Below are 25642 nucleotides of genomic sequence, written 5' to 3'. Positions count from 1 at the left end.
GTGACGACGAATGCCACCCTCGGGAAGAACTACACCACCGGAGCCGATCCCGCAGCAGACGGCTCAGCAGCAGCGCGAGCGCCGCCGCCTGGCAATCGTAGCGAGGTGGCCGAGCCGTCCGTCCACGCCCGCCACGACCTCGGTCATCGTGGCGGGCGCACGCTGGTTTCCTGCGGGGGCCGGGCCCGCGCGGCGTCGAGCAGGATGCGGCGTTCGGCGCCGGCGATGGACCACGCCACCGCCGTGACGGCGTCCGGGTCGACCGACACGGAGGTGATGCCGAGCCGGACGAGCCGTTCGACGTAGTCGGGTCTGGTGGAGGGGGCCTGGCCGCACAGAGACGAGGTGAGGCCGTTGTCCTGGCAGGCGGTGATGATGCGGGCGATGGTGTCCAGCACCGCGGGGTCGGCCTCGTCGAACAGCTCCGCGCAGGTCTCGGAGTCGCGGTCGACGCCGAGCACGAGCTGGGTCAGGTCGCCTGCGCCGATGGAGACGCCGTCGATCCCGAGCCCGGCGTAGGCGGGGATCCAGTAGGCGGCCGAGGGCACCTCGGCCATCACCCAGCGGAGCATGTCCCGATGTTCGCCGAGCGGACTGGTGTCGACTGCCTTCAGACAGGCTTCGAGCTCCCACGCGGTCCGCACGAACGGGATCATGAGGTGCAGGTTGGGGGTGTGTTCCCGCACGGCGGCGAGTACTTCCAGCTCCGCCGCGAACACGGCGGGGTCGTGGATATAGCGGAAGCAGCCCCGGTAGCCGATCATCGGGTTGGCCTCGATCGGCTCGTGGCGCTCGCCGCCGGTGAGCCCGCGGAACTCGTTGGTGCGGAAGTCCGTGGCCCGGTAGATCACCGGCCGGGGGGCGAACGCGCGGGTGATGCGCAGCAGTGACGCCGTCATCCGTGCTGTGAACTCGGCGCGCCGCCCCAGCTCCAGCAGGTGGCGGGGATGCATGCCGCCGAGGGCGTCGGTGAGGAGGAACTCCGCGCGCAGCAGGCCCACGCCCGCGACGGGCAGGGCCGCGACCTGCTCCGCGTGGTCGGCGACGGCGAGGTTCACGTAGAGCCTGGTGGCGGTCGGCTCGATGGCACCCACGGCCGGTGGATGCTGGGCCGGGATCACCGCCGTGCCGGGCTCCGCCCGGTCCGCCACCACGGCCGGCGGGGCGACCATCACCACGGTCCGGGTGGGATTGGCCAGTGTCCCCGCGGCGGCTTCTCCCGCGCCCGCGCTTTCGACCACGCCGAGGGCGCCGTCGACGACGACCTGGTCGCCGGTCCGCAAGGTGGACGTCGCCGTGCTCGTTCCAACGACGCAGGGGACACCGAGCTCGCGGGCGACGATCGCCGCGTGGCAGGTGACGCCGCCGCTGTCGGTGACCACGGCGGCGGCACGGCGGATGACGGGCACCCAGTCCGGGGAGGTCATCGCCGCGACCAGGATCTCGCCGGAGGTGAACGCCGCGGCCTCGTCGGGTGAGGCGAGGACACGGACCCTTCCACCGGCCCGGCCCGGCGAGCCGCCCCGGCCGGTCAGCAACACCGTGCCGGCGGGTGCCACGCCGGGGCGCGGCAGCACAGCCGGGCCCGGCTCACCGGGAGCCGTGGCCGGACCGGCGATGGGCCGTCCGGCCGCGGCCGCCGCACCCCTGGGCGCGCCGGTGGTGACAGGGCGGGCCTGCACGAGGTGGGTGTGGCTGCCCTCGATCGCCCACTCCATGTCCTGCGGCTCGCCGAAATGCTCTTCGACCTGCAGGGCGAGCCTGGCCAGGCCCAGAATCTCGTCCGCGGACAGGACCTGGCGGTGGTCCCGGGCCGGCATGTCGACGGTCAGGTCATGACCGTCGCGGCCACGGACTATCTGATGGCCCTGCGCGCCGGTCCGGGCGTCGACCAGCCGCAGACCGTCCTTGTCCACCACGTAGGTGTCCGGGATGATCTCGCCGCCGACGACGACCTCGCCGAGCCCGAAGGCTGCCTCGATCACGATCCGGGTCCTGTCACCGGTCAGTGGGTCGGCTGAGAACATCACGCCCGACCGCTCGGCGTCGACCATCCGCTGGACCACGACCGCGATCCGCGGCTCGGCCGCCAGGTGGTGGCTGGCCCGGTAGGCGACGACCCGCGGCCCGTACAGCGATGCCCAGCACTCGCGTACCCGCGCGAGGAGCTCCTCCGCACCGCAGACGTTGGTGAACGTGCTGTTCATGCCCGCGAACGAGGTGTCGGCCGCGTCCTCGGCCGTCGCCGACGACCGTACCGCCACCGGGCCACCGCCCAGCTTTCGGTAGGCCTCCGATATCGCCTGGCGCAGCGGCTCCGGGACGGGCGCCGCCTCGATGCGCTCTCGTAACTCCCCGGCGACCTGCTTGAGCTGCGTGTTGTCGTCAGGGTCGATCCGCGCGGCGCGGGCGGCGATCTCCGAGCGCATCCGGGCCGCGTCGACGACGTCGAGATAGGCGTCCGCCGTGATCACGAAACCGGGCGGCACCGGCAGCCCGGCGCGGGTCAGCTCTCCGAGGTTCGCGCCCTTGCCCCCGACCTGCCCGACGTCGTCCGCACCGATCTCCCTGAACCATGCGATCCACCGACGCTCGCTCACCGGTCGCCCTCCCTGCCGCTCGCTCCCGTCACAACGCCGACCAGCTCACCCACCGCCGCGGTGGCCTTCGTACCGGTGGTGGCAGGCATCATGTCCGCCTCGATCGGGATGACCATCAGCATGTCGCCGGACGAACGTCGCTCCGAGTGAGCTACCTCCCGCCACCTATGGGCGGATGGTCCTGGCCCGGACGGGACCGCTGGACATCGTTGGACCCGCTCGGAGCCAGTGCTGCGTACGGCGGGGCCGACATCCCGCCATCGTCGGCGCCGCGGTGGAGCCGGACCGTCGCGTGCGACGGCGTTCGTCGTCAGATCTCGATGTGCGCGCCCATGATGACGGTGCGGTCGCGGGGGAGTCCGAAGTGTTCGGCGGCGTCGGCGGTGATGTAGGAGGTCGCGATGAACAGCCGCTTGCGCCAGCGTGCCATGCTCGGCGCGTCCCCGACGCGAAGCTCGATCTTGGACAGGAAGTAGGACGCCTGGCCGAGGTTCAGTCGCTGTCCCTCGATGGTGGCCGGGTCGAGTGCCCTGAGCGCGCCGAGCACGTCTGGTTGGTCCATGTAGCCGAACCGGGCGGTGATGTGGCTGATGCCGTCGTCGGCGTAGCCGAGGTCGTCCACGGCGATCCGCTCGTTCACCGGGACACGAGGCACCGGCAGGGTCTCGACCGACATGATCAGGACGAGGTCGTGACGTACGTGGTTGTGCTCGACGTTGGCCCGCAGTGCCAGCGGGGCGGTCTGCTTGCCGCGGTTGAGGAACACGGCCGTGCCCGGCACCTGGGCCGTGGGCGACGTGGTCGCGTGCAGCTCCTCGACGAAGTCGCGCAGTGATCCCTCGCGCCTGTGCCGCTCCGCGGTGACGATCTGTCGTCCTCGCTGCCAGGTCGTCATGACCGTGAACGCGGTCAGCGCGATGAGCAGCGGCAGCCAGGCGCCGTGGACGAGCTTCGTCAGGTTGGCCGCGACGAACAGGAGGTCGACCAGCAGCAGCACGCTCGCGCCCAGGCCGAGCAGCCATCGCGGGGTGTGCCATCTGAGCCGGGCCACGTAGAAGAACATCAGGGTGGTGATGGTGATCGTCCCGGTGACCGCCATGCCGAACGCGTAGGCGAGGGCCGCCGAGCTGCGGAACGCGAAGACGAGCGTGAGCACCGAGACCATCAGCAGCCAGTTGATCCACGGGATGTAGATCTGGCCGATCGTGGACTCCGAGGTGTGGGCGATACGCAGCCGCGGCAGGTAGCCGAGCTCGGCGGCCTGGGACGCGACCGAGTACGCCCCGGTGATCACGGCCTGGGAGGCGATGACCGTCGCCGCGGTGGCCAGCAGGACGAGCGGCAGCCGTGCCCAGCCGGGAGCGAGGAGGAAGAACGGGCTGCTGATGCGATCCGGGTGTTCGAGGAGCAGGGCTCCCTGGCCGAGGTAGCTGAGCACGCACGCGGGGAACACGAGCAGCAGCCAGGCCCGGGTGATCGCCCTGCGGCCGAAGTGACCCATGTCGGCGTACAGCGCCTCGGCGCCGGTGACCGCGAGCACGACCGCCGCCAGGGCGAAGAATCCGATGCTGATGTGATGGACCAGGAAGCCTGCCGCGTAGGTCGGCGACAGTGCCTTGAGGATGGCGGGGTGCCCGGTGATGCCGGCCACCCCGAGCACGCCGATGGTCACGAACCAGACGATCATCACCGGTCCGAAGATCCGGCCTACCGCCGCGGTGCCGCGCCGCTGTACCAGGAACAGCACCACGATGATCGCCGCGGTGACGGGCACGACGAGATCGTCGAACGACGGTTTCACGATCTTCAGGCCCTCGACCGCGGACAGCACCGAGATCGCCGGGGTGATCATGCTGTCGCCGAAGAACAGCGCGGCGCCGAAGATTCCGAGCCCTGCCAGCGCGGCGGTGGCTCGCCGGCCCCGCTGGGTGCCCAGCCGCCGCAGCAGGGTGATCAGGGCCATGATGCCGCCCTCGCCGTCGTTGTCGGCGCGCATCGCCAGCAGCACGTAGGTGACCGTGACGATGATCATGACGGACCAGAACACCATCGACACCACCCCGAGCACGCTGTCCGTGCTGACCGGGACGGGGTGCGGGTCCTCCGGGTTGAAGACCGTCTGCAGGGTGTAGATCGGGCTGGTCCCGATGTCGCCGAACACCACTCCGAGCGCACCGACCACCAGTGCGAGCCGCACCACGTCCCGCGAAGGCGGACTGTGGGCGTCCGACGGTCGTACCGGTGCGGGCTCCGGGGCCCCCTGCTGCCGATCCGTCACAGGGATCCCTCCTGGATGCTGGCGGCTGCGGGCTGGCGAGGTCCGGGGTCCGCGCCAGACCGTACCGCCCGTGCGGGGCCGGGACTCACAGATCGACGGACGGTTCCGGTGTCCATGCGGCCGGCTGGGCAGGTGTATCCGGCGGCGCTGTGGCCGGGGTTGCGACGGCGGGAAGGGACAGCACCATGGTGAGGCCGCCGCCAGGTGTCTCGTCAGGGGTGAGGGTGCCACCCATGGCCTCGGTGAGGCCACGGGAGAGCGCGAGACCGAGGCCGACCCCGGTGGTGTTGTCGTGGTCGCCCAGGCGTTGGAACGGCTGGAAGACGTGGTCGTGCTCGGCACGAGGAATGCCCGGACCGCGGTCGATGACGCGCAGTTCGACCCGTCCGGCGAGAGCACTGGCGGTGATGATCGGTGGGGTGTCGGCGGGCGCGTGGCGCAGGGCGTTCGCGACGAGATTGACGATCACTCGCTCCAGGAGCGCCGGGTCGGCGTGGACGGCGGGCAGGTCGTCGGGGACCTGCACGTTGATCTTGCCGGCGGGTGGGCCGATCTCGTCGAGTGCGGGCGGGACGATGTCGTCGAGGCCGATGGGGCGGGGGAAGACGCTCAACGCGCCGGCCTGCAGCCGGGACATGTCGAGCAGGTTCTCGACCAGGCGGGTCAGTTTGTCGAGGGATTCGTCGGCCGTGGCGAGGAGTTCCGCCTGATCCTCGTCGGTGAGGGTGATGCCTGGTCCGCGCAGGCCGCTGATGGCCGCCTTGGCGGCGGCGAGCGGGGTGCGCAGGTCGTGGCTGACGGCGGTGAGCAGGGCCGTGCGGACCTTGTCCGCGGCGGCGATCGGGGCGGCCTCGGCGGCGGCCGCCCGGAGCCGATGCTGGTCGAGGGCGACAGCCGCCTGGGCGGCGAAGGCGGTCAGGATGCGCCGGTCGGCGGCGGGCAGTGGCCGTCCGGTCAGCGCGAGGCACAGGTCGTCGCGTACGGGAATGTGCACTCGCTCGCCGTCAGGGCGCTCGCCATCAGGGTGGGCGTCGCCGGCCGCGGTGCTGTGCCCCGCGGCGGGTGGAACGGTGCCGACGGTCATGACGGGATGCCACTCGTCGCCGGCCTGCGTGTCGTCGGTGCGTTCAAGCAGTGTCACCGAGGTCATCCCGAAGGTCTCCTGGGCCTGGGAGAGGAGAGCGGGTAGGGCGTCCTCACCGCGCAGGACGCTGCCGGCGAGTGTGGACAGGGTGGCGGCTTCGGCGGAGGCGCGCACCGCCTGCCCGTAGCGGCGGGCGGAGGTGGACACGACTCGGCTGACCAGGCTGGCCACGAGGACGAAGCCGGTCAGAGCCAGGACGTTGTCGCCGTCGGCGATGGTCCACGCGTTGACCGGAGGGGTGAAGTAGTAGTTGAGCAGCAGGGAGCTGGCGATCGCGCAGAGCAGCGCGGGGCCGAACCCGCCGACGAGCGCCACGGTGACCGTGATCAGCAGGTAGGCGAGCATCTCCGTGCTCAGGCTGAAGGTGCCCCGGATGGCGGTGAGCCCGGCAGTGAGGGCGGGGACGAGCGCCAGCGTGAGCAGCGTCGCGATGATCCGGCGGCGCGGTTCCAGAGCCGCTCGGCTGCTGGGCAGCCGCCAGCTGGCCCTGCGAAGGAGGTGGGGTGTTTCGTCCTCGGCGTCCGCCGGGGCAGGTTTGTGGCCCCATGCCTCGGAGTGAGTGACCAGATGGACGTCGATCGGGCCGGACAGGCTGGTGGTGGTGACACCGATGCCTGGGCTGATGATGTGGGCGAGCCGGCCGCGGCGGCTGGCGCCGAGTACGAGCTGGGTGGCGTTGGCGGCGCGGGCGAAGTCGAGGAGTGCGGTGGGGACGTCGTCGCCGATGACCTGGTGGTAGCTGCCGCCGAGGCTTTCGGTCAGGGTGCGTTGCCGGGCGAGTGCGGAGGGGTCGGCGCCGGTGAGGCCGTCGGAGCGGGCGACGTGGACGGCGAGCAGGTCGGCGCCTTTGCTGCGGGCGGCGATCCGGGAGGCGCGGCGGATCAGGGTGTCGCCTTCGGGGCCGCCGGTGAGGGCGACCACGACGCGTTCGCGGGTTTCCCAGGTGCCGGCGATGCCGTGGTCGGTGCGGTAGCGGTCGAGCTGGTCGTCGACCTTGCCGGCGAGCCAGAGCAGGGCGAGTTCGCGTAGCGCGGTGAGGTTGCCGACGCGGAAGTAGTTGGCCAGGGCGGCGTCGATCTTCTCGGGGGTGTAGATGTTGCCGTGGGCCATCCGTCGGCGCAGGGCCTCGGGGGCCATGTCGACGAGTTCGACCTGGTCGGCGCGTCGGACGACGTCGTCGGGCACGGTTTCGCGTTGCGGGACGCCGGTGATCGTCTCGACGACGTCGTTGAGTGATTCCAGGTGCTGGATGTTGACGGTGGAGATGACGTCGATGCCGGCGGTGAGCAGGTCCTGGACGTCGTGCCAGCGTTTGGTGTGGCGGCTTCCCGGGATGTTGGTGTGGGCGAGTTCGTCGACGAACGCGACGTCGGGGTGTCGGGTGAGGATGGCGTCGAGGTCCATCTCGGTGAAGGAGCCGCCGCGGTATTCGATGATCTGTCGTGGGATGGTCTCGAGGCCGTCGAGCATCGCTGTGGTGCGGGGTCGGCTGTGGGTCTCGACGAAGCCGACCACGACGTCGGTGCCTCGTTCGGCTCGCCGGTGGGCCTCGTCGAGTGCCGCGTAGGTCTTGCCGACGCCTGGTGCGGCACCCAGATAGATCCGCAGTGTCCCTCGTGTCACCCGCCCATCCTGCGGTCGGCGACACCGCGCCGGAAGGCCCTGAGGCATCCGCGTCCGGCAATTTTCATGATCGCCGTTAGTGTTCTGTTAGAAAGTGCCGGGTCCCCGTTAGAAACCTGTGAGTGATCGCCGGAACCGGTATCGATCGCGCTTTACTGGCGACGCTGCCCGCCCCTGCTGTCCGTACACGGCGGCACGGGAGGGAACGGCTTTCGTTGCTGGAGAGGGAGGACTCGTGCTCGACGTGGTGTACGTCGCGCTGACACTTGGGTGTTTCGCGCTGCTGGCGCTCGTTCTGCGGGGGGTCGAGCGGCTGTGACCGCTGAGAACATCGCCGGTCTCGTTCTGGCGATAGGGCTGGGCATCCTCATGATCGCGGCTTTGCTGTTCCCGGAGCGTTTCTAGTGTCGACCACGACCGCGGGAATCCTGGTCGTCGTGCTGTTGGTCGCCGCACTGGTGGCGACGTATCGGCCTTTCGGTGACTACATGTACCGGGTGTATTCGAGTGAGAAGCACCTGCCGGTGGAGCGGGCGATCTACCGGCTGACCGGCGTGAATCCGAACGTGGGCCAGCGGTGGACCGTCTACGCCCGCAGCGTGCTGGCGTTCTCCGCCGTGTCGGTGCTCTTCCTGTACCTGATGCAGCGGGTCCAGGACCATCTGCCCTGGAATCTGGGTTTCTCCGGGGTCTCGCCGGCGCTGGCCTGGAACACGGCCGTCAGCTTCACCACCAACACCAACTGGCAGGCCTACTCCGGTGAGTCGACGATGTCGCACTTCACCCAGATGGTCGGCCTCGCGGTGCAGAACTTCGCCTCGGCCGCGGTCGGGATCTCGGTGGCGATCGCGGTGGTGCGCGGTTTCGCGCGGCGGCGGGCACCGGTCGCCTCCGGGCCGGGCAGCATGGACTCCGTCGTGGGCACCGGTGACGAGATCGGCAACTTCTGGGTCGATCTGACCAGGACGATCGTGCGGATCCTGCTCCCGATCTGCGTCCTCGGGGCCATCGTGCTGATCGCCGGCGGAGCGATCCAGAACCTGCACGGCACCCGGCCGCTGTCGACGCTGACGGGCGGTGAGCAGGCGATCACCGGCGGGCCGGTGGCCAGCCAGGAGGTCATCAAGGAGCTCGGCACGAACGGCGGCGGCTTCTACAACGTCAACTCGGCGCATCCGTTCGAGAACCCGACGACGTGGACGAACCTGTTCGAGATCTACCTCCTGCTCATGATCGGTTTCTCGCTTCCCCGCACCTTCGGCCGCATGGTGGGCGACCGCCGGCAGGGCCTGGCGATTGTCTCGGCGATGGCGGTCATCGCGCTGGGCAGCCTCGCGGTGAACCTGGCTTTCCAGGGCGCGCACCACGGCACCGTCCCTGAGGCGGTCGGTGCTGCGACCGAGGGCACGGACGCTCGTTTCGGCGTCGCGAACTCGGCGTTGTTCGCCACCGCGACGACCCTGACCTCGACCGGCGCGGTGAATTCCTTCCACGATTCCTACACCAGCCTCGGCGGCGCCACGCTGTTGTTCAACATGATGCTCGGCGAGGTGGCACCGGGCGGCGTCGGATCGGGCCTCTACGGAATGCTCGTCCTCGCCGTGGTGACGGTGTTCGTGGCCGGCCTGATGATCGGCCGGACTCCGGAGTATGTCGGTAAGAAGATCGGCGCGCGGGAGATGAAGTTCGCGTCGCTGTACTTCCTGACGACGCCGATCATCGTGTTGTTGGGTACCGGGGTGGCGATGGCGATGCCGGGTCAGCGGGCCGGCATGCTCAACAGCGGAGCGCACGGCCTGTCAGAGGTTCTCTACGCCTTCACCTCGGCCGGTAACAACAACGGCTCCGCGTTCGCCGGGATCACGGTGAACACGACCTGGTACAACACGGCGCTGGGCCTGGCGATGATGTTCGGGCGATTCCTCCCGATGCTTTTCGTGCTCGGCCTGGCGGGCTCGCTGGCCCGGCAGGCGCCGGTTCCGGTCACCGCCGGGACGTTGCCGACGCATCGGCCTCAGTTCGTCGGAATGCTCGCCGGCGTCACGCTGATCATCGTTGCGCTGACCTTCTTCCCCGCGCTGGCTCTCGGGCCGTTCGCGGAAGGGATTCACTGATGAGCACCACCACTCTCGCCACGCGGGCGGACGCCGCGGGCGACCGGCAGCAGCCTCTCCCCGAGCAGCCACGCCGTGTCGGCGGAGGCCTGCTCGACCCGAGGCAGATGTGGAAGTCGCTGCCCAGCGCGCTGCGCAAGCTCGATCCCCGCACGCTGTGGCGCAACCCGGTGATGCTGATCGTCGAGGTCGGCGCGGCGTTCACCACGATCCTCGCGATCGCGGACCCGTCGGTGTTCGGCTGGCTGATCACCGTGTGGCTGTGGCTTACCGTCGTGTTCGCCAACCTGGCCGAGGCCGTGGCGGAAGGCCGCGGAAAGGCCCAGGCCCAGGCGCTGCGCCGGGCGAAGACCGACACCCAGGCCCGCCGGCTGGTCGACTGGCGGCCGGGCCAGCCTGCCGAGGCCGCGGCCGAGGAACTGGTTCCCGCTCCCCGGCTGGCCCAGAACGATGTCGTGGTCGTCGAGGCGGGGGAGTTCATCCCCGGCGACGGCGACATCGTCGACGGCATCGCCAGCGTGGACGAGTCGGCGATCACCGGCGAGTCGGCGCCGGTGATCCGCGAGTCCGGCGGGGACCGCTGCTCGGTCACCGGCGGGACGAAGGTGCTCTCCGACCGCATCGTCGTGCGGATCACCCAGAAGCCCGGCGAGAGTTTCATCGACCGGATGATCGCCCTGGTCGAGGGGGCGAACCGGCGGAAGACGCCGAACGAGATCGCGCTGAACATCCTGTTGGCCGCGCTCACCGTCATCTTCCTGTTGGCCGTCGCCACCCTGCAGCCGCTGGCGATCTACTCGAAGGCGCAGCAGCCCGCGCTGCCGGACACCTCGACCCTGACCGGTGACGGGATCACCGGCATCGTGCTCGCGTCCCTGCTGGTCTGTCTGATTCCGACGACGATCGGGGCGCTGCTGTCCGCGATCGGCATCGCCGGGATGGATCGGCTCGTCCAGCGCAACGTGCTGGCGATGAGCGGGCGGGCCGTGGAGGCGGCGGGCGACGTCAACACCCTGCTGCTCGACAAGACCGGAACGATCACCCTCGGCAACCGGCAGGCGAACGCCTTCATCCCGGTCGGGGGTGTGAGCGAGGCCGAGCTGGCCGACGCCGCCCAGCTGTCCTCCCTGGCGGACGAGACCCCCGAGGGGCGCTCCGTCGTCGTGTTCGCCAAGGAGAAGTACGGCCTGCGCGAACGCACCCCGGGCGAGCTGCGGCACGCGACCTTCGTGCACTTCACCGCACAGACCCGGATGTCCGGCGTCGACCTCGCCGCGGAGCACGGTGCTGCGGTGCACGGTGCTGCGGTGCACGGTGCTGCGGTGCACGGTGCCGCGGCGAACAGCGAGCCCGCCGGGGCGGCGGTCAGCCGGCAGGTGCGCAAGGGTGCGGCCAGCGCGGTCACCCGGTGGGTGCGCGAGAACGGGGGCGTGGTTCCGACCCAGGCCGGTGAGGTGGTCGACGGCATCTCCGCGTCCGGTGGCACCCCGCTGGTCGTCGGCGAGGTCATCGGGACCCCGTCGGGCCCGGTCGCGCGGGTGCTCGGGGTCATCCAGCTCAAGGACGTCGTGAAGTCCGGCATGCGGGAGCGCTTCGACGCGATGCGGCGGATGGGCATCCGCACCATCATGATCACCGGTGACAACCCGCTGACCGCGAAGGCGATCGCGGACGAGGCCGGCGTCGACGACTTCCTCGCCGAGGCCACCCCGGAGGACAAGCTCGCGCTGATCCGCAGGGAGCAGGCCGGCGGCAAGCTCGTCGCGATGACCGGTGACGGGACGAACGACGCGCCCGCGCTGGCCCAGGCCGATGTCGGGGTGGCGATGAACACCGGCACCTCGGCGGCCAAAGAAGCCGGCAACATGGTCGATCTCGACAGCAACCCGACGAAGCTCATCGAGATCGTCGAGATCGGCAAGCAGCTCCTCATCACCCGCGGAGCGCTCACGACGTTCTCCATCGCCAACGACGTCGCGAAGTACTTCGCGATCATCCCGGCGATGTTCGCCGGCGTCTACGGCGGCCTGGACAAGCTGAACATCATGCGGCTCGCCAGCCCCGAGTCGGCGATTCTCTCCGCCGTCATCTTCAACGCGCTGGTCATCATCGCGCTCATCCCGCTCGCGTTGCGGGGTGTTCGGTACACGCCGGCGAGTGCGTCGAAGCTGCTCAGTCGCAACCTGTACATCTACGGCCTCGGTGGGATCGTCGTCCCGTTCGTCGGCATCAAGCTCATCGACCTGCTTGTGCAGTTCGTCCCGGGAGTGGGCTGAACCATGTCAACGCTTCCATCCTGGATCCGCCAGCACCTGGCGGCGCTGCGGGCACTGCTCGTCCTCACCGTGCTCGTCGGCCTCGCCTACCCGCTGGCGATCCTGGCCATCGCGCAGATCCCAGGCCTGAAGGACAACGCCGACGGATCCTTCGTCACCAACGCCGAAGGCCAGCGTGTCGGCTCGTCGCTGATCGGCCAGTCGTTCACCGACACCGACGGAAACGCACTGCTCACCTATTTTCAGAGCCGGCCGTCCGCCGCGGGTGACGGCTATGACCCGACGTCCACCTCGGCGTCCAACCTCGGCCCAGAGGACGTCGTCGACGGCATCGACGACCCCGCCACCCCCGGCGAGGACGAGAGCGGGCAGAGCCTGCTCACCCAGGTCTGCGCACGCAGCCTGGCGGTCGGCGAGCGGGAAGGGGTCGACGGCAGCCGTAAGTACTGCACCGCCTCCGGCGTCGGCGCCGTCCTCGCCGTCTACCACGCCGGCCCCGGGTTCGACGGCGCCATCACCCGCGTCGTCAGCGTCAACGAGGCGTGCCCCGCCACCCCGTTCCTCGCCAGCTACCAGGGCGTGGCCGTCGAGTGCCGTACGCCCGGCGATGACATCGCCGCCGGTGAGCGGGCCCTCGTCCGCGGCGACGCCCCGGAGAAGCCGGCCGTGCCCGCCGACGCCGTGACCGCCAGCGCCAGTGGCCTCGACCCCGGCATCAGCCCGGCCTACGCCGAGCTGCAGGTTCCCCGGATCGCCCGGGAACGCGACATGTCCCTCGACCAGGTGCGCGACCTCGTCGACAGGCACACCACCGGCCGGGCGCTGGGCTTCCTCGGCGAGCCGACCGTCAACGTCCTGGAACTGAACCTCGACCTCGACCGAGCCACGGCCGCCCCGTGAACCGGCCGGGAGCTCGGTGGGCGACGTGCGGGGAGACCCGCGGGGAAACGCACACCGCCTGCGGATAGGAGCTGGCTGATGGGTAGCGGACCTGATCCACATCACGGTAGCCGGGTGCTGTTCGTCGAGGACGAACCACAGCTCCTGCGGGCGATGCGGATCACCCTGCACGCCAGGGGATACGAGGTCCGTACGGCGGTCGACGGCAGGCACGCCCTGGCCGAGGCCGCCGCCCATCCACCCGACATCGTCGTGCTCGACCTGGGGCTGCCGGACATGGACGGCATCGACGTCATCCGCGGCCTGCGGGACTGGACCAACATCCCGATTATCGTTCTTTCTGGCCGCACCTCCGGGCACGACAAGATCGCGTCCCTGGATGCCGGAGCCGACGACTACATCACCAAACCGTTCTCCGTGGAGGAGCTCCTCGCCCGGCTGCGTGCCGTCAGCCGGCGAGGGGCCGGTGCCCGGGTGGCCCCGGTAGCCGAGGTGGGGGACTACCACGTCGATTTCGTGGCGAAGTCCATCACCTCCCGGAACGGCGGTCGCGGACCCGTTCATCTCACCCCGACCGAGTGGCGGCTGCTCGAAGCACTGCTGCGCAACCCGGGCATGCTCATCAGCAGCCGGGCCCTGGTCACCCAGGTCTGGGGAAAGTCCTATGCGGACGACACATCCTCCCTGCGCCTTTACATCAACCGGCTGCGACGCAAGCTCGAACCCGACCCCACCCGCCCCCGCCACCTCACCACCGAACCGGGGATGGGCTACCGCTACCAGCCGTAGCCGCGTCCACGGAGGGCGACAATGCCGGCGGGTTCGAGCATCTGAGGCCTTTCGCCGTCCTGGCGACCATGGGTGGCTACGGCTGCGCGCGGCCTGCCTCGTCGGCGAGTGAGACCGCGAGCAGACGGGTCAGGGCGGGCGTGTCCTGGGCGTCGAGCATGGCGATGTACCCGGATCGCTGGGCGACCTGGATGATGGCGGGAAACCCGAACCTGCGAATGGTCTGGTAGGCGATGATCGCGCGCCCGGTGCGGCCGTTTCCGTCGGAGAACGGGTGGATGCGCTCGACGGCGATGTGCGCGCGGGCTATCGCTTCCAGCAGAGCCTCGTTGTCGAGGTTGGCGGTCTGCCATTCGGCCTGGTCGGCCCACTGGAGCATGAGTTCCGGGACGCGTTCAGGGGACGTGGGCCGCCAGGAGGCGCCGGTGACGATGTTGCTGGACGTCTTGTACTGGCCGCGGTCGTGGGTCAGATGGTCCATCAGCGCGGCGTGCAGATCGCGGACGAGTTCGGTGGTCAGGGGTTCGCCGTCGGCTACGGCGGTCAGGAGGCGGGCGAGAGCCTGGTAGTGGTTGGTGACCTCGTACAGCTCGCGTACCGGTGTCCCGGCCACCGGCACCCGTTCGTCGACCAGCAGGGTGATGGTGTCGGCCAGGGTGAGGGTGTTGCCCTCGATCGCGGTGGAGTGATGCGCCAGCCGCACGAGCACGTCCTCGGCGTATTCCGGCGACAGGATCCCGGTGCGGGCGATCTCGGCCAGGAACTCCGGCCGCGTCCAGGTCATGGCCTGGTCCGTGCGGCATTGATCACGGCCATCAGGTCGGGTAGGGGAGTGTCCTCGTACTGGCTGACGGCGCGGGCCTCCAGGACCCCGGCGCGGATGGTCACCTCGACGGAGTCTCCGGGGCTGACGCCCAGGGCGCGCAGTTCGGCCGGGCTGATCGTGATGCCCGCCGAGTTCCCGATCGTGACGACCTTCTTGCGCATACGAACAGCGTACGTCCGGTACGAACATGCGGAGAGGGCTGCTGGTCTCTGCAACGGGTCGGTCAATATGCCCTCGACCCGTCGTTGTGGAGTGCGATCATCACCGTCGCGCTATGCCGGGCTGGTGATGGTTCCGCCGTTGTCGCGAAGGAGCGTCTTGATGGCGTCGCCGCACAGCTTCCGAACCTGGTTCGGGTCGGCGGCGTCAGGCTCGGCCAGGGACAGTGCGGCGGCGCCGCGGACCATGCCCATGACGACGACGGCCGCCGCGGCAGGGTCGATGTCGGCGCGGATGGACCTGTCCTGCTGGCCGGCCCGGATCTGGCCTGTCAGCTCACGGTGCCGCAGGCGGGCCGCTTCGCGGACGGCGGGCAGATCGGATTCCGTGGCGAAGCTGGCACCCCAGAGCACCACGACGGCGCGGGCTTCCGCGTCGGCGGCGGCGAACAGCCCGAGATAGGTGTCCATCGTGACGCACAGGATCGCCAGCGCGGTGAGCTCCGCACGGTCGCGCTGGGCTCGTTCGAGGGCGGCGGAGGTCGCCGCGATCGCCTGTTCCGGGGCGCGTGCGGTGAGCCGGTCGATCAGCGCTTCCTTGGATCCGAAGTGGTAGGCGGGCAGCTCTCGGCTGCTGCCCGCCCGCGTTCCGATACCGGTGGGGCCGACGGATTGGGTAGTTCGACCTCCGCCGGCCCTCGCGGGAAGGCTGGATCCCCAGGTGCTCGATGACGGTTGAAAGCGCCTGAACGATCGTCATTTGTGCAGCGAGCAAATACGTTCCAGTCGGACTTCTTCGCTTCATTCTGATAGATTCGCATCATCGACTTGACCGTCTGAGTGGAGCACGCAGAGGCGGGGCTCCGATCGGACGGTTCTGCAGGGGGATCCATGGAGATCGAACTAGCGAGACACGACTGGGCTGGTCTGCGAAGCTTCGCGGACTCGGCTGCTCTGCCCGATGCTATCCGTGACCTCGCTGGAGCGACTGATAAGGAGGCTGCGAGGTCTGCTTACTGGCGAATCGATAGTGTTGCCCTGGTAGACGGCTGTCTTACGCAGGCTACTGTGCCAGTCGCGGCCTGCGTGGTTCAGTCACTGACGCAACTCTCGGTTCCCGCCCTTGATTATGCGCTTGAACTGCTGGCGCAAATATCTGGTGGATATGTCCACGAGCCCGAAGACCAGGGCCTAGGGCCTGTCAGTATCGAGGAATGTATCGGGGAGATTTCACTGGCATTCCCGTTCTTTTGTGAACTGCTGGAGACTTCAAGTAGTTCACAAATTCGCGTCACCTGCGTAGATTTGATCTACTGCTGTGGGTATCATCAGTCGGCACTTAAGGGGCGTGCCAAATATGTCCTGTCGAGCGCGCTGGAGATTCCCGAAATGCAGTCGCACCGGGAGTTGATCGTGAACTCGCTCCTCGAACTGGAGTAACGCCGCGTCGCCCTCTGTTATGCGCGGGCGCGCCTGCCTCGTTATCGGCTCAGCTCCATCAGGCGGGCGAGCTCCTCGTCCCGGAATCTGGTGCCGGCCATGCTCAGGACCTGGCGGATCGGCATGGAGGAGATCGATTCGAGCAGGTCCGGGTTCTGCTCGAGGGCTTTGCGGGACTGTTCGGTCATTCCTCCGCCGAGGGAGCGCCGCAGCTGCGGGCCGACGACCGGGTGGTGCAGCCAGTCGCCGAACGGGGAGTCGAGGCTCAGCGGCCGGTGGCCGGAGTCGCCGGTGAGGGTGATGGTCTGCTCGGCGACGATGTGCGCGGCGTTCTCGCCGATCTGGATCGTGTAGTCGCCGGGGGCGACCACCCACCGGTGAAGTTCGATGTCGTAGTAGGCGAAGGCACGCCGATCCAGATCGAGGCCGACGGTGCGGGTCTCGCCCGGCCGCAGGGTGATCTTCGTGAACGTGCGCAGCTCCCGGGCGGGGCGGCGGACCGGCCCCGCGGCGGTGGCGACGTAGACCTGGACGACGTGCCGGCCGGCCCGGGCGCCGGTGTTCGTCACCGTCACGGTCACGCGGGCGGTGGCGGTGTCGTCTCCGGCCAGGGTGACGTCGAGAGCGTCGGTGGTGAAGGTGGTGTAGCTCAGGCCGTGCCCGAACGGATAGCGCACGGCGCGTTCGACGGTCTGGTAATAGCGGTAGCCGACCATCACGCCTTCGCCGTAGCGGACATGACCGGCCTCGCCCGGGAAGTTGAGATAGCTGGGAGTGTCCGCGAGACGCAGCGGGATGGTCTCCGCGAGATGCCCGGACGGATTGGCGACGCCGAACAGGAGATCGGCGATCGCGCCGCCCGCGGCCTGGCCGAGCAGCCAGCCGGCGAGGATCGCGTCGACGTCGTCGTGCCAGCCCTCCAGCGAGACGACGCCGCCGCCGGCCAGCACGACGACGGTGCGCGGTGCCGCCGCGGCGACCGCGCGGATGAGGGTCAACTGCTCGGCTGGCAGGTCGAGGTGCTCCCGGTCGATGCCCTCGGTCTCCTTGTCGAGCCCGGCGAACACGATCGCCACTTCGGCCGCCGCGGCCGTCCGCACGGCCTGCGTGAGCAATGCCTCTCGACCGTCGCCCCCGACCGCGTCGCTCCCGCTTCGGGACCCCGCCTGCTGATCGTCATCGGTGCCGTCAGCGGAGTAGCCCCGCGCGTAGGTCACCGATTCGCCCAGCGCGCGGATGGCGTCCAGCGGGATGTCGATCCTGGTCGGGTTGATGCGCGAGCTGCCGCCGCCCTGGAACCGGGGGCTGGTGGCCAGGTCGCCGATGACCGCGATGCGGGACTGCCGGGCGAGGGGAAGAACACCGCCGGTGTTCCGGAGCAGGACGGCGCAGTCGGCGGCCAGCTCCCGGGCCAGGGCATGGTGCTCGTCGACAGGAACCTCGGAAACCTCGCCGTCCGCCCCGGCCGGCAGGCTGGAGGATTCGGCGACCAGGCCGGAGAGGGCGGCGACGCGGCGTGCGCTTGCATCCACCTGGGCCTCGTCGAGGGTTCCGGCGCGGACGGCACGCGCGATCTCCGCGTCGCTGGCGCCGCCCGTGCCGGGCATCTGCAGGTCCAGCCCCGCCGCCAGGGCGGCGACGCGGTCGTTGACTCCGCCCCAGTCGGAGACGACAACGCCCGTGAAGCCCCATTCTCCGCGCAGGACGTCGGTCAGCAGCCAGCGGTGCTGGGACGCGGGCGTCCCGTTGATCCGGTTGTAGGACGTCATCACGGTCGCCGGCCGCGCTTCGGTGACAATCCGTTCGAAGGCGGCGAGGTAGATCTCCCGCAGGGTCCGCTCGTCGACGTCCGCGCTGACCCGCATCCGGTCGGTCTCCTGGTTGTTGGCCGCGAAGTGCTTCACCGACGCGCCCACCCCCTGAGCCTGCAGCCCGCGGACATGCGCGGCGCCGAGCATGCCGGCCAGCAGCGGGTCCTCCGAGTAGTACTCGAAGTTCCGCCCGCACAGCGGCGAGCGTTTGATGTTGACGCCGGGCCCGAGGACGACCGTGACACCGAGAGCGCGGGCCTCGCGGCCGACCGCCGCGCCCAGCCGCCGCGCCACCCCGACATCCCAGCTCGACCCCACGGCGACGGCGGGTGGCAGGCAGGTGGCGGGGAGGCTGTCGTAGAAGTCCAGGTGATCGGTGCCGTCGCGTTGGAGGCGGACGCCGTGCGGGCCGTCGGTGAGCACGATCGACGGAATTCCAGCCGCCTCGACGGGTCTGGTCGTCCAGAAGTCACGACCCGACAGCAGCGACACCTTCTGTTCCAGGGGCAGGCCGGCGGGATCGATCGACGGCATCATCTGACCTCTCGAGGATGTGTCGGCGACGGAGTCGCAGGCCCGTGACCTACGGCGGCTGATGGGACTGTAAGCGGTCGAGGAGAAAATCCCGCTTCGTCGGCCGGTAGTCGTTACCGGCGGTCCGGAATGTCGCCGTGCCGCCGGTTTCTAGGCAGGGTCGTCCCGGAAGAGCGGGGGGCGCTTCCCGAAGGAGGCTGTCACCGCCTCGATCTGGTTGGCGGTGCCGACCAGCGCGCTGCTCTCCTGACGTTCGAGGGCCATCTGCTCGTCCGGCGTGCGGCCGACGGCGTCGGTCAGGAGCCGCTTGCCCGCGCGCACGGCGTCGGGGCTGCGGGCCGCGATCCGTGCGGCCAGTTCGAGGGACGCGGCGAGTGGGTCGGCCTCCTGCCTCGTCGCCAGCCCGAGGTGGACGGCCTCCGCTCCGGACACCGTGCGCCCGGTCCAGACGAGCTCCTTGGCGACGTCGGGACGGACCAGGCGGGCGAGAGCGAGACTTCCTCCCATGTCCGGCACGAGCCCCCAGCGGACCTCCATGGCCGACAGCGAGGCGTCGGGCGCGACGAGGCGGATGTCGGCGCCGAGCGCGAGCTGCAGGCCGCCGCCGAGGCAGGGCCCGTGGATCGCCGCGATGACCGGAACGGCCAGCTCGGACCAGCCCGCGACGGCCCGCTGGCCGATGTTCGCGCCTTTCTTCGAGGCGACGTTCTCGGCCATCGCCGAGCTGGCCGCACGGTCGCCCGCCATGGTCTGGAACGCCGCGAAGTCGAGGCCCGCGCAGAAACCTCGTCCTTCACCCGACAGCACGACGACGCGTACCGCCGGCTGCTTCCGGATCTCCTCGCACGTGTCGACGAGGGCCCGATACATGGGCCCGTCGAGCGCGTTGAGCTTCTCCGGGCGGTTCAGGCGGACGTCGGCGACACCGTCCCGGATCTCGACCACAACGCGCTCAGCCACAGATGACTCCAGGATGCGATGTTGACGTCGATTTCAGTTATACCCCGCTGTACCCCGCGATGCCCCGGACAGGAGCCGGACAGGAGCCGGTCAGGAGACAGGTATGCCGGTGCTGGGGATCGGACCGGGCCGCGCGCCGCCGTCGACCGGTTCGTCCGGCCGCGTGGGCTCTTCCCCCGGCGTGGGCTGCTCGGGCTGCTCAGGCCGAGCGGGTTCGTCCGGCTGCGCAGTGGTTTCTCCGACGACGCTGCCCCCCCGCCTGACCAGCCTGACCAGGCAGAGGCCGGCGGCGACCGCCGCCGCTCCGAGAAACGGAAACGCGGGTGGGACGTAGCGATAGTCGAAACCGGCGGTGGCGGGCGGTAACAGCAGAGTCAGGGTGGCCAGGCCGCTGAGGAGCAGGAGCGGGGCGGCAAGCGACCGGACCCGGAGAAACGCGCAGGCCGTCCCGACCAGACCGAGGACGAGCAGCAGGCCCAGGGCGGGCGCGGGCAGCGCCGCATGACGCTGGTAGGTCACCAGCCAGCCGGCCATCGGCTCGTGCGCGGTCGTCGCGAACTCGCCGTGCTCATAGGCTCGCAGGTCCGCCGCCTCGCGGTCCTTGCGCGTCATCGACGGGGTCGGGGAGCCGAAAAGGTACCGCTCGGCGACCGAACGGCTGGGGTAGTCCTCCAGCCGGGACTCGAACGTCCGCATGAAATCCCGCCCGACCACATCCAGGTAGTCCAGCGGCTGGGCGAGAACGGCGTGGACGGCGAAATCCCGGGCGAGCTCCTCCTTCGCCGGGTCGAAGATGGGGCCGGGGATGCCGGCCAGCGGGCTGTCACCATGCCAGATGTAGTCCGACGGGGGATTTCGCTGGTCGGTCGGCTCGGTGGGGCATAACGGCCGGAGCTCGGCGGGAGGCTTCATCACGGCACAGTCGGCAAAGGTCGCGGTCCGGCTGTAGAGGAAGACACCGGTGCTACCCGAGGTCGCGAAACTCCCGTGCTCGGCCCGATGCCAGGAGCAGTAGGCGAGCACCGGCACGGCGAGCGTCAGCCCGAACGCGGCCATGCTTTTCCACGCAGGTCGTCGGGCGAGCAGCCAGATCGTGGCGGCCAGGGCGAGCGGAAGGCCCACCGACCGAGTCACCGCCGCCAGTGCCAGCGCGATCCCCGCCACCGCCGCGGCCGGCACGCTGATCGATCGCTGCCAGAGCAGGCAGAGCACCGCCGTCACCAGGAGCGCGGTGAAGACCGTCTCCGAGAGCACCAGATGCTCGAGCTCGATCTGATAGGCGTCCAGCAGTTGGGGAGCGGCCCCGATCGCCGCGGCCCAGGCGGGCGCGCCCAGCCTGAGCAGGAGCGCATAGACCGCGACGCCGACCGCGAGGCCAAGGGCATGTTGGAGGAGAACCACCAGCTCGAAGCTGTGAAAGGGCTCGAGGGCGCGGAGGAAGAAGCTGTAACCCGACGGCCGGACCACATAGGGCTCCGGGCGCAGTGCGCCTGCCACGTATTCGTAGCTGTCGTTGAACCAGAGCGCCGGGCGACACCCCGTCACCGCGGCGAGCCGGACTGCCGTTGCGGCCACCAGTAAGACGAGAAACGAAAAATGCCCCCGGACGGCGCGCACGTTCCACAACCCTGCGAAGCGCCCGCGGAGACAGGGCATATTCCGTCGCCGGCTTCGCCCTTCGGTATCCCTCACCATGCACCGTGGGATGGAAAAGGCTCGCTGTTCCCGCCGACCACGAGGGCGGTTGGAGAGGTGGCACCGGTTACAGCTGGGTTCGAACGTGACCGGTCGGTGAGCCGCGGAGCGCGTGAAAGCAGGCCGACCATCAGGCAGTCCCTTATGGGTACGGTCGCGTGGCCTCTCGCCGCAGAACAGCCGGCCTCAGGTCCCGAATGGCGGAGTATTCGACCGAGGCGCGATCGAACACCGGGAACATATCGGTGTGCCGTTCCCTGCGCAAGCGAGGGAACGTGTGCCATTTTGCCGATGTAGGTAACGGGCCGTATAGGGGCGGCGGGAGGCTTTGCCGGGGCGATCCATCCGGGCTGGTCTGCTGCGGATGGTCGCTGACCTGCATATGTCTACCTGTGAGTGGGCTGTGCGGCCCGTCCAGTGCAATGGGCGAGATTAACGGAGAGCTACGAGTTGAATGGCATGTGATGGTGATCACAATTTTTGGTAAGGTTTGGTGCCGCCTGCCGGTGTGGGGTGGTGGGACCTTCCGGAAAAGCGGGGGGTCGAGGTCGACCACCAACGTGAGCTTCATCCCGTGGGTATCGGTAGACGTGCATGTCACGTCGTCGCCTCCATGCCCGAAAGGGCGGCACATGCGGCTGGCTGGTCGCGGTGACCGCGAACGTTTCCCCGGTGGTTACGCCACGTGTCATGAGCGTGACGATGGGCCAGCTGGCCTACTGACTGCTGACCTGCGCTGCGCTGAACTGCTGAACTGCTGAACTGCTGAACTGCTGTCCGTTCGTCGGTTGGTCGGCGTGCGGCCGTTATGGTCGGGGCGGGTCCCCGAGCACGAGGAGAACAGAGCGCCCGTGACTGTCGCCCGCTCCGTCGCCCTGTTCGTCGTCGCCGCGCTGTTCGAGATCGGTGGTGCCTGGCTCGTGTGGCAGGGGACCCGCGAGCACCGTGGCCTGCTGTGGGTGGGTGCCGGTGTCATCGCGCTCGGGCTCTACGGGTTCGTTGCCACGCTGCAGCCGGACGGCGAGTTCGGCCGCATCCTCGCCGCCTACGGAGGGATCTTCGTCGCCGGCTCGATCGGGTGGGGGATCGTCGCTGACGGCTACCGCCCGGACCGTTTTGATCTCGCCGGTGCCGCCGTCTGCCTGGTCGGTATGGCGATCATCATGTACGCGCCGCGCGGCGGCTGAGTGCGGTGGCCCGGTTGGGAGAGTCCGAAGAGTGAAGGATTTCGGTCCTCCTGACGACCGAAATCCTCACTTCTTGCTGGTCGTCAGGTGACTCTGCGCACCCTCCGCCCTCCTTGTGGCGAATTGCTGGCGCTGTGCGGCGGTATGGGCCACACCGGTGACCGGGTGGGTGCGCGACGAACTTGCTTACCTTCGTTGGGTGCCCACCTCCTCACGTTCAACCGATATTCTTGGGCTGGGCCGGTGACCACAAACACATTTCGGCCGACACAGCTTTGTCAAAGGTTCGCCATCGAGAGCACACAGAATCGAAAACTAGCGTGACGACCGTCGCGGGATGGAAAGGCCGGTCCTTGAATAACGGGACGATTCGGCGCCATCGGCGACATGATTTCCGGCAGTCGGTCGGAATTCGTTCCAGACAATGGAGGTCTGAAGTCGATGCGAGTTTCGATGAATGTGCGCCGTAGCATTGCCGTCGCGATGGCCGGCTCGGCGGCCGCCGTCTCCCTTGCGCTGCCGGCGAGCGCCGCCACGACGGCGCTCCCGGCCAAGGCGGCCGTGACCGCGCAGGCCGCACCGGTCAAGGCCAACGTCCGGCTCGACATCACCATCGCGCAGAGCGCCGTGCCGGCCGGCGCCCGGGCGATTCTGGTCAAGAACGTGACCACCGGCGCCAACGTGGGCGTCTACACGCTGAACCAGAAGACCGCCACTCACATCGTGGTGACGGTTCCGGTCGGCACCACGCTGGACGTCTCCGCACTGAGCGCGGTGAACGCGAAGAAGCCGGCCAACCTCGGCACGGTTCGAGTGGTCGTGGGCGGGAAGGGTTCGACGGTGTCCGGCAACAGCGTCACCATCACCTTCCGGAAGGGCGTCAAGCCGGTCGCCGCTCCGAGCGCGCAGCTCAGGAACCTGGGCGCGAAGATCAGCGTGCGCTGACCGCTGCCCACCACGCCGCCGGGCCCGGCCTCCAGGAGGGGGGAGCCGGGCCCGGCGGCCGGCATCTCCGCAGACGCCGGCCGGGCCTGCTCGCCGACCGCCCGCCCGACCGCTCTCCCGACCGCTCGTCCGGCTGAGCTGCCTGCTGCGCGACGCCGCCACCGTGGAGACCATCAGGACTGGTGAGAGCGCCGAAAGCCCGGGAGCGAGGACGTCAGGCGGTGCTGCCGGCCCGCCACCCGCGCCTCCCGGCTCCGTTCGCCGCGCGCCCGGCTCTGCTCCGTCGAGGAGCCGGCATCCGGGCTGCCCGAGGCGTCAGAACGTGGCCGGAGCGTTGAACCCGGTGAGGCTCGCCGCGGCGACGGCGGCATCCTCGCCGTCGAGCGAGCGCCAGAAGTCCGGGCCTGGGACGGCCTCGACGACCATCCGGCGGCCACCATCCCAGCCCGCGTCGAAGGCGAGGCGCCAGGCGTGCAGGAAGGTGCGGGTCGTCGGCGCGCGCTCGAAGAGCGGATCTCCCTCGATGGGATGCCCGACCCAGGCGAGGTGGACGCGGATCTGATGCCGCCGGCCGCTGACCGGATGCGCCGCGACCAACGTGTGCTCGGTGCCCTCCCACAGCCGCGCGAGGTGGGTGACCGACGGATAGGTCCGCACGTGCGGGAACGTCTTGGCCGCCGGCACCGTCCACAGCCAGGGGGCGGACTCGGGGCCGGGTGCCGCCGCGGCTGTGCTGGCCCCGGCGGTGTCGGCCCCGGCGGTGTCGGCCGGGCCGGCGTCCGCCGTGACGGTGACGATGTCGGCGCGGTTGGCGGCGATCCGCACCCGGTTCTTGCGGCCGACGCTGAGCGGCAGGTCGATCGTCGCCGAGGCCGGGATGCCATGGGTACGGGTCAGCGCGAGGTAGGTCTTGTCCACCGTGCGCCGGTTGAACTGCCGGGTGAGGTCGCCGTGGTGGCGCAGCTGCTTGGCGAACAGGACGACGCCCGAGGTGACCTTGTCGATGCGGTGGGCGGGGAACAGTTCCTCGCCGGCCTCCCGGGCCATGGACACCAGATCTGTGTCGTGGCGCTCACCCATGACGGCCACACCGACCGGCTTGTCCAGCGCGAGCACGGCCTCGTCCTCGAAGATCTTGTGCTCCTCCCGGATCGTTGTCCACTCCGTCACGCGACCGCCCATCCCCACAGTGCTGATGCTCACAATTCAAGTATTCGCCACACGGCAACTCGGCGAACGGGAACCTGCTGGAAGGAGGAGTTCCACTCTGACTGGCATGGGCTGCCGATGTTTCCCGAGCGAGCGGAGGGCTGGGCGACTACGCCGAGCATGGAGCTGGAGTGGGGCCGGGCCCGACACTCCGGGCCGACTGCGCGTGACCTGATGTCGGAAATCGTTGGCCGATTCGTGTAGTAAGCGCAGTACCAGCTAGTTCGCCCGTAGCGGCAGAAGGGACCATCATGACTGCCGGCTCCCGCCAAGCAGACGACTCGTCACCTTCGGTGAGTGCTTCGCGTGCGCCGGGGTTGACCGCCTCGGTGCCCTACCAGCCGGTGGCGTCGTCCGCGGAGATCGAGGGACGGGCGCCTGCCACCAGGCCGAGCCGCATCCCGACGGCGGGTGCCCGCAACGCTGCCGGCGACGCCGCGCCGTCGATGGATGCCGCGCCGTCGACGGACGCCGAGCCGTCGATCGAGGCCGTGCCCTCGATCGAGGTCGTTCCCTCGGCCGAGGTCGTGGCGCCCGCCGAGAGCGTCGACTGGTTCGTGGCCGGCGAGAACGAGAACGTCGGCCCGCCGATGGCCCGGCCCCGGGCGGCCGCCGGCGCGCTCTTCTTCGACGAGGAGGGCCGCGTGTTGCTGGTGGAACCCTCCTACAAGCCCGGGTGGGACATTCCCGGGGGGTTCATCGAGCCCGGTGAATCGCCGTACGCGGCCTGCGTCCGCGAGGTCGAGGAGGAGATCGGCATTGTGCCGCCGATCGGTTCACTGCTCGTGGTGGACTGGGCCTCGGACGAGCACACCGGGGACATGTTGCTTTTCGTCTTTGACGGAGGTCTGCTTCCGTCCGACTGGCGGGAGCGGATCCGGCTGGACATGAACGAGATCATCAACTGCGCCTTCACGCCGCTGTCGGACGTGGGGGAGAAGCTTCCCGTCCTGCATGCGCGCCGGGTGCGGGCGGCGGCCGGTCTGCGGGCGGGGCACGGCGGAGCCGGCTATCTCGAACACGGCTATCTGACGCCCGCTGCACCTGCGGTCTCCTCGGCTCCGGCGGGTGCCGCGCAGCGCACCGAAGCGACCGACTGAGCGGATCTCGGCGGGCCGTCGAGTCGAGCGGACGCCGTCCGCACGCCGCCCGG

General features: G+C 69.6%; 20 protein-coding genes. 9 read left to right on the top strand and 11 right to left on the bottom strand.

All coding sequences use genetic code 11. From position 1 onward, the window contains the following. Window positions 1-143 precede the first annotated feature (143 nt). From ppsA to ACG83_RS03210, 4 genes are all read right to left on the bottom strand, one after another. The gene (gene ppsA / locus ACG83_RS03220; RefSeq protein WP_054564635.1) at window positions 144-2600 is read right to left on the bottom strand and encodes a phosphoenolpyruvate synthase; all 2457 of its coding nucleotides are present in this window, start codon (window positions 2598-2600) and stop codon (window positions 144-146) included. After that, a complete protein-coding gene (locus ACG83_RS47550) occupies window positions 2597-2722 on the bottom strand; it encodes a hypothetical protein (RefSeq protein ID WP_255354678.1) in 126 nt (41 codons plus the stop codon). Before ACG83_RS47550 ends, ppsA begins: the two co-directional genes overlap by 4 nt. Before the next feature lie 188 nt (window positions 2723-2910). After that, window positions 2911-4878, bottom strand: a complete 1968-nt coding sequence (locus tag ACG83_RS03215) for a potassium transporter Kup (protein WP_054564634.1) — start codon at window positions 4876-4878, stop codon at window positions 2911-2913. A gap of 85 nt (window positions 4879-4963) precedes the next feature. After that, entirely contained in the window at window positions 4964-7645 is a 2682-nt protein-coding gene (locus ACG83_RS03210; RefSeq protein ID WP_054564633.1) for a sensor histidine kinase KdpD, read from the bottom strand. 315 nt (window positions 7646-7960) lie between these two features. Here ACG83_RS03210 and ACG83_RS03205 point away from each other — a divergent pair, with 315 nt between their 5' ends. From ACG83_RS03205 to ACG83_RS03185, 5 genes are all read left to right on the top strand, one after another. Then, window positions 7961-8050 (top strand): K+-transporting ATPase, encoded by a 90-nt coding sequence (locus tag ACG83_RS03205; RefSeq protein WP_035953673.1) that lies wholly within the window; start codon window positions 7961-7963, stop codon window positions 8048-8050. Beyond that, window positions 8050-9759, top strand: coding sequence for a potassium-transporting ATPase subunit KdpA (kdpA, locus tag ACG83_RS03200; RefSeq protein WP_054564632.1), 1710 nt, complete (start codon window positions 8050-8052; stop codon window positions 9757-9759). Before ACG83_RS03205 ends, kdpA begins: the two co-directional genes overlap by 1 nt. Beyond that, entirely contained in the window at window positions 9759-12035 is a 2277-nt protein-coding gene (gene kdpB / locus ACG83_RS03195; RefSeq protein WP_054564631.1) for a potassium-transporting ATPase subunit KdpB, read from the top strand. The genes kdpA and kdpB overlap by 1 nt, the downstream gene beginning before the upstream one ends. 3 nt (window positions 12036-12038) lie before the next feature. Beyond that, window positions 12039-12935, top strand: a complete 897-nt coding sequence (locus ACG83_RS03190) for a potassium-transporting ATPase subunit C (protein ID WP_054564630.1) — start codon at window positions 12039-12041, stop codon at window positions 12933-12935. Window positions 12936-13013: 78 nt separating this feature from the next. Further along, complete coding sequence (locus ACG83_RS03185; RefSeq protein WP_054564629.1) at window positions 13014-13724, top strand: response regulator; 711 nt, start codon at window positions 13014-13016, stop codon at window positions 13722-13724. Between the two features lie 76 nt (window positions 13725-13800). Here ACG83_RS03185 and ACG83_RS03180 read toward each other — a convergent pair whose 3' ends face one another. From ACG83_RS03180 to ACG83_RS03170, 3 genes are all read right to left on the bottom strand, one after another. Beyond that, window positions 13801-14508 carry a Fic family protein gene (locus tag ACG83_RS03180; RefSeq protein ID WP_054564628.1) on the bottom strand — a complete coding sequence of 236 codons (708 nt, stop codon included), beginning with the start codon at window positions 14506-14508 and terminating at the stop codon, window positions 13801-13803. Then, window positions 14505-14711, bottom strand: a complete 207-nt coding sequence (locus ACG83_RS03175; protein ID WP_054564627.1) for an AbrB/MazE/SpoVT family DNA-binding domain-containing protein — start codon at window positions 14709-14711, stop codon at window positions 14505-14507. The genes ACG83_RS03180 and ACG83_RS03175 overlap by 4 nt, the downstream gene beginning before the upstream one ends. Window positions 14712-14822: 111 nt before the next feature. After that, window positions 14823-15179, bottom strand: a complete 357-nt coding sequence (locus ACG83_RS03170) for a TetR family transcriptional regulator C-terminal domain-containing protein (protein ID WP_235497556.1) — start codon at window positions 15177-15179, stop codon at window positions 14823-14825. A gap of 420 nt (window positions 15180-15599) precedes the next feature. Here ACG83_RS03170 and ACG83_RS43840 point away from each other — a divergent pair, with 420 nt between their 5' ends. Further along, entirely contained in the window at window positions 15600-16148 is a 549-nt protein-coding gene (locus tag ACG83_RS43840; RefSeq protein ID WP_152991244.1) for a hypothetical protein, read from the top strand. Window positions 16149-16189: 41 nt separating this feature from the next. Here ACG83_RS43840 and ACG83_RS03165 read toward each other — a convergent pair whose 3' ends face one another. The 3 genes from ACG83_RS03165 to ACG83_RS03155 form a co-directional block, all read right to left on the bottom strand. Then, complete coding sequence (locus ACG83_RS03165) at window positions 16190-18493, bottom strand: glycoside hydrolase family 3 C-terminal domain-containing protein (protein ID WP_054565382.1); 2304 nt, start codon at window positions 18491-18493, stop codon at window positions 16190-16192. A 150-nt stretch (window positions 18494-18643) separates the two neighbouring features. After that, the gene (locus tag ACG83_RS03160) at window positions 18644-19453 is read right to left on the bottom strand and encodes a crotonase/enoyl-CoA hydratase family protein (protein ID WP_054564625.1); all 810 of its coding nucleotides are present in this window, start codon (window positions 19451-19453) and stop codon (window positions 18644-18646) included. A gap of 90 nt (window positions 19454-19543) precedes the next feature. Continuing rightward, on the bottom strand, window positions 19544-21028 hold the full coding sequence (locus tag ACG83_RS03155; RefSeq protein ID WP_235497554.1) for a hypothetical protein: 1485 nt from the start codon (window positions 21026-21028) through the stop codon (window positions 19544-19546). A gap of 971 nt (window positions 21029-21999) precedes the next feature. On the opposite strand from ACG83_RS03155, the gene ACG83_RS03150 reads away from it, so the two are divergent. Both ACG83_RS03150 and ACG83_RS03145 read left to right on the top strand, forming a co-directional pair. After that, a complete protein-coding gene (locus ACG83_RS03150) occupies window positions 22000-22335 on the top strand; it encodes a YnfA family protein (protein ID WP_054564624.1) in 336 nt (111 codons plus the stop codon). A gap of 453 nt (window positions 22336-22788) precedes the next feature. After that, window positions 22789-23280 (top strand): transcriptional regulator, encoded by a 492-nt coding sequence (locus ACG83_RS03145; RefSeq protein WP_235497551.1) that lies wholly within the window; start codon window positions 22789-22791, stop codon window positions 23278-23280. Window positions 23281-23595: 315 nt separating this feature from the next. Here the strand turns inward: ACG83_RS03145 and ACG83_RS03140 are convergent, their stop codons facing one another. Continuing rightward, entirely contained in the window at window positions 23596-24450 is an 855-nt protein-coding gene (locus tag ACG83_RS03140; protein WP_063793007.1) for an RluA family pseudouridine synthase, read from the bottom strand. A 332-nt stretch (window positions 24451-24782) separates the two neighbouring features. On the opposite strand from ACG83_RS03140, the gene ACG83_RS03135 reads away from it, so the two are divergent. Next, window positions 24783-25589, top strand: a complete 807-nt coding sequence (locus tag ACG83_RS03135; RefSeq protein WP_235497550.1) for an NUDIX hydrolase — start codon at window positions 24783-24785, stop codon at window positions 25587-25589. Window positions 25590-25642 lie beyond the last annotated feature (53 nt).

This window comes from Frankia sp. R43 (genome assembly GCF_001306465.1).
Classification (GTDB): domain Bacteria; phylum Actinomycetota; class Actinomycetes; order Frankiales; family Frankiaceae; genus Parafrankia; species Parafrankia irregularis.
This window is presented reverse-complemented; position numbering and strand designations above follow the sequence as displayed.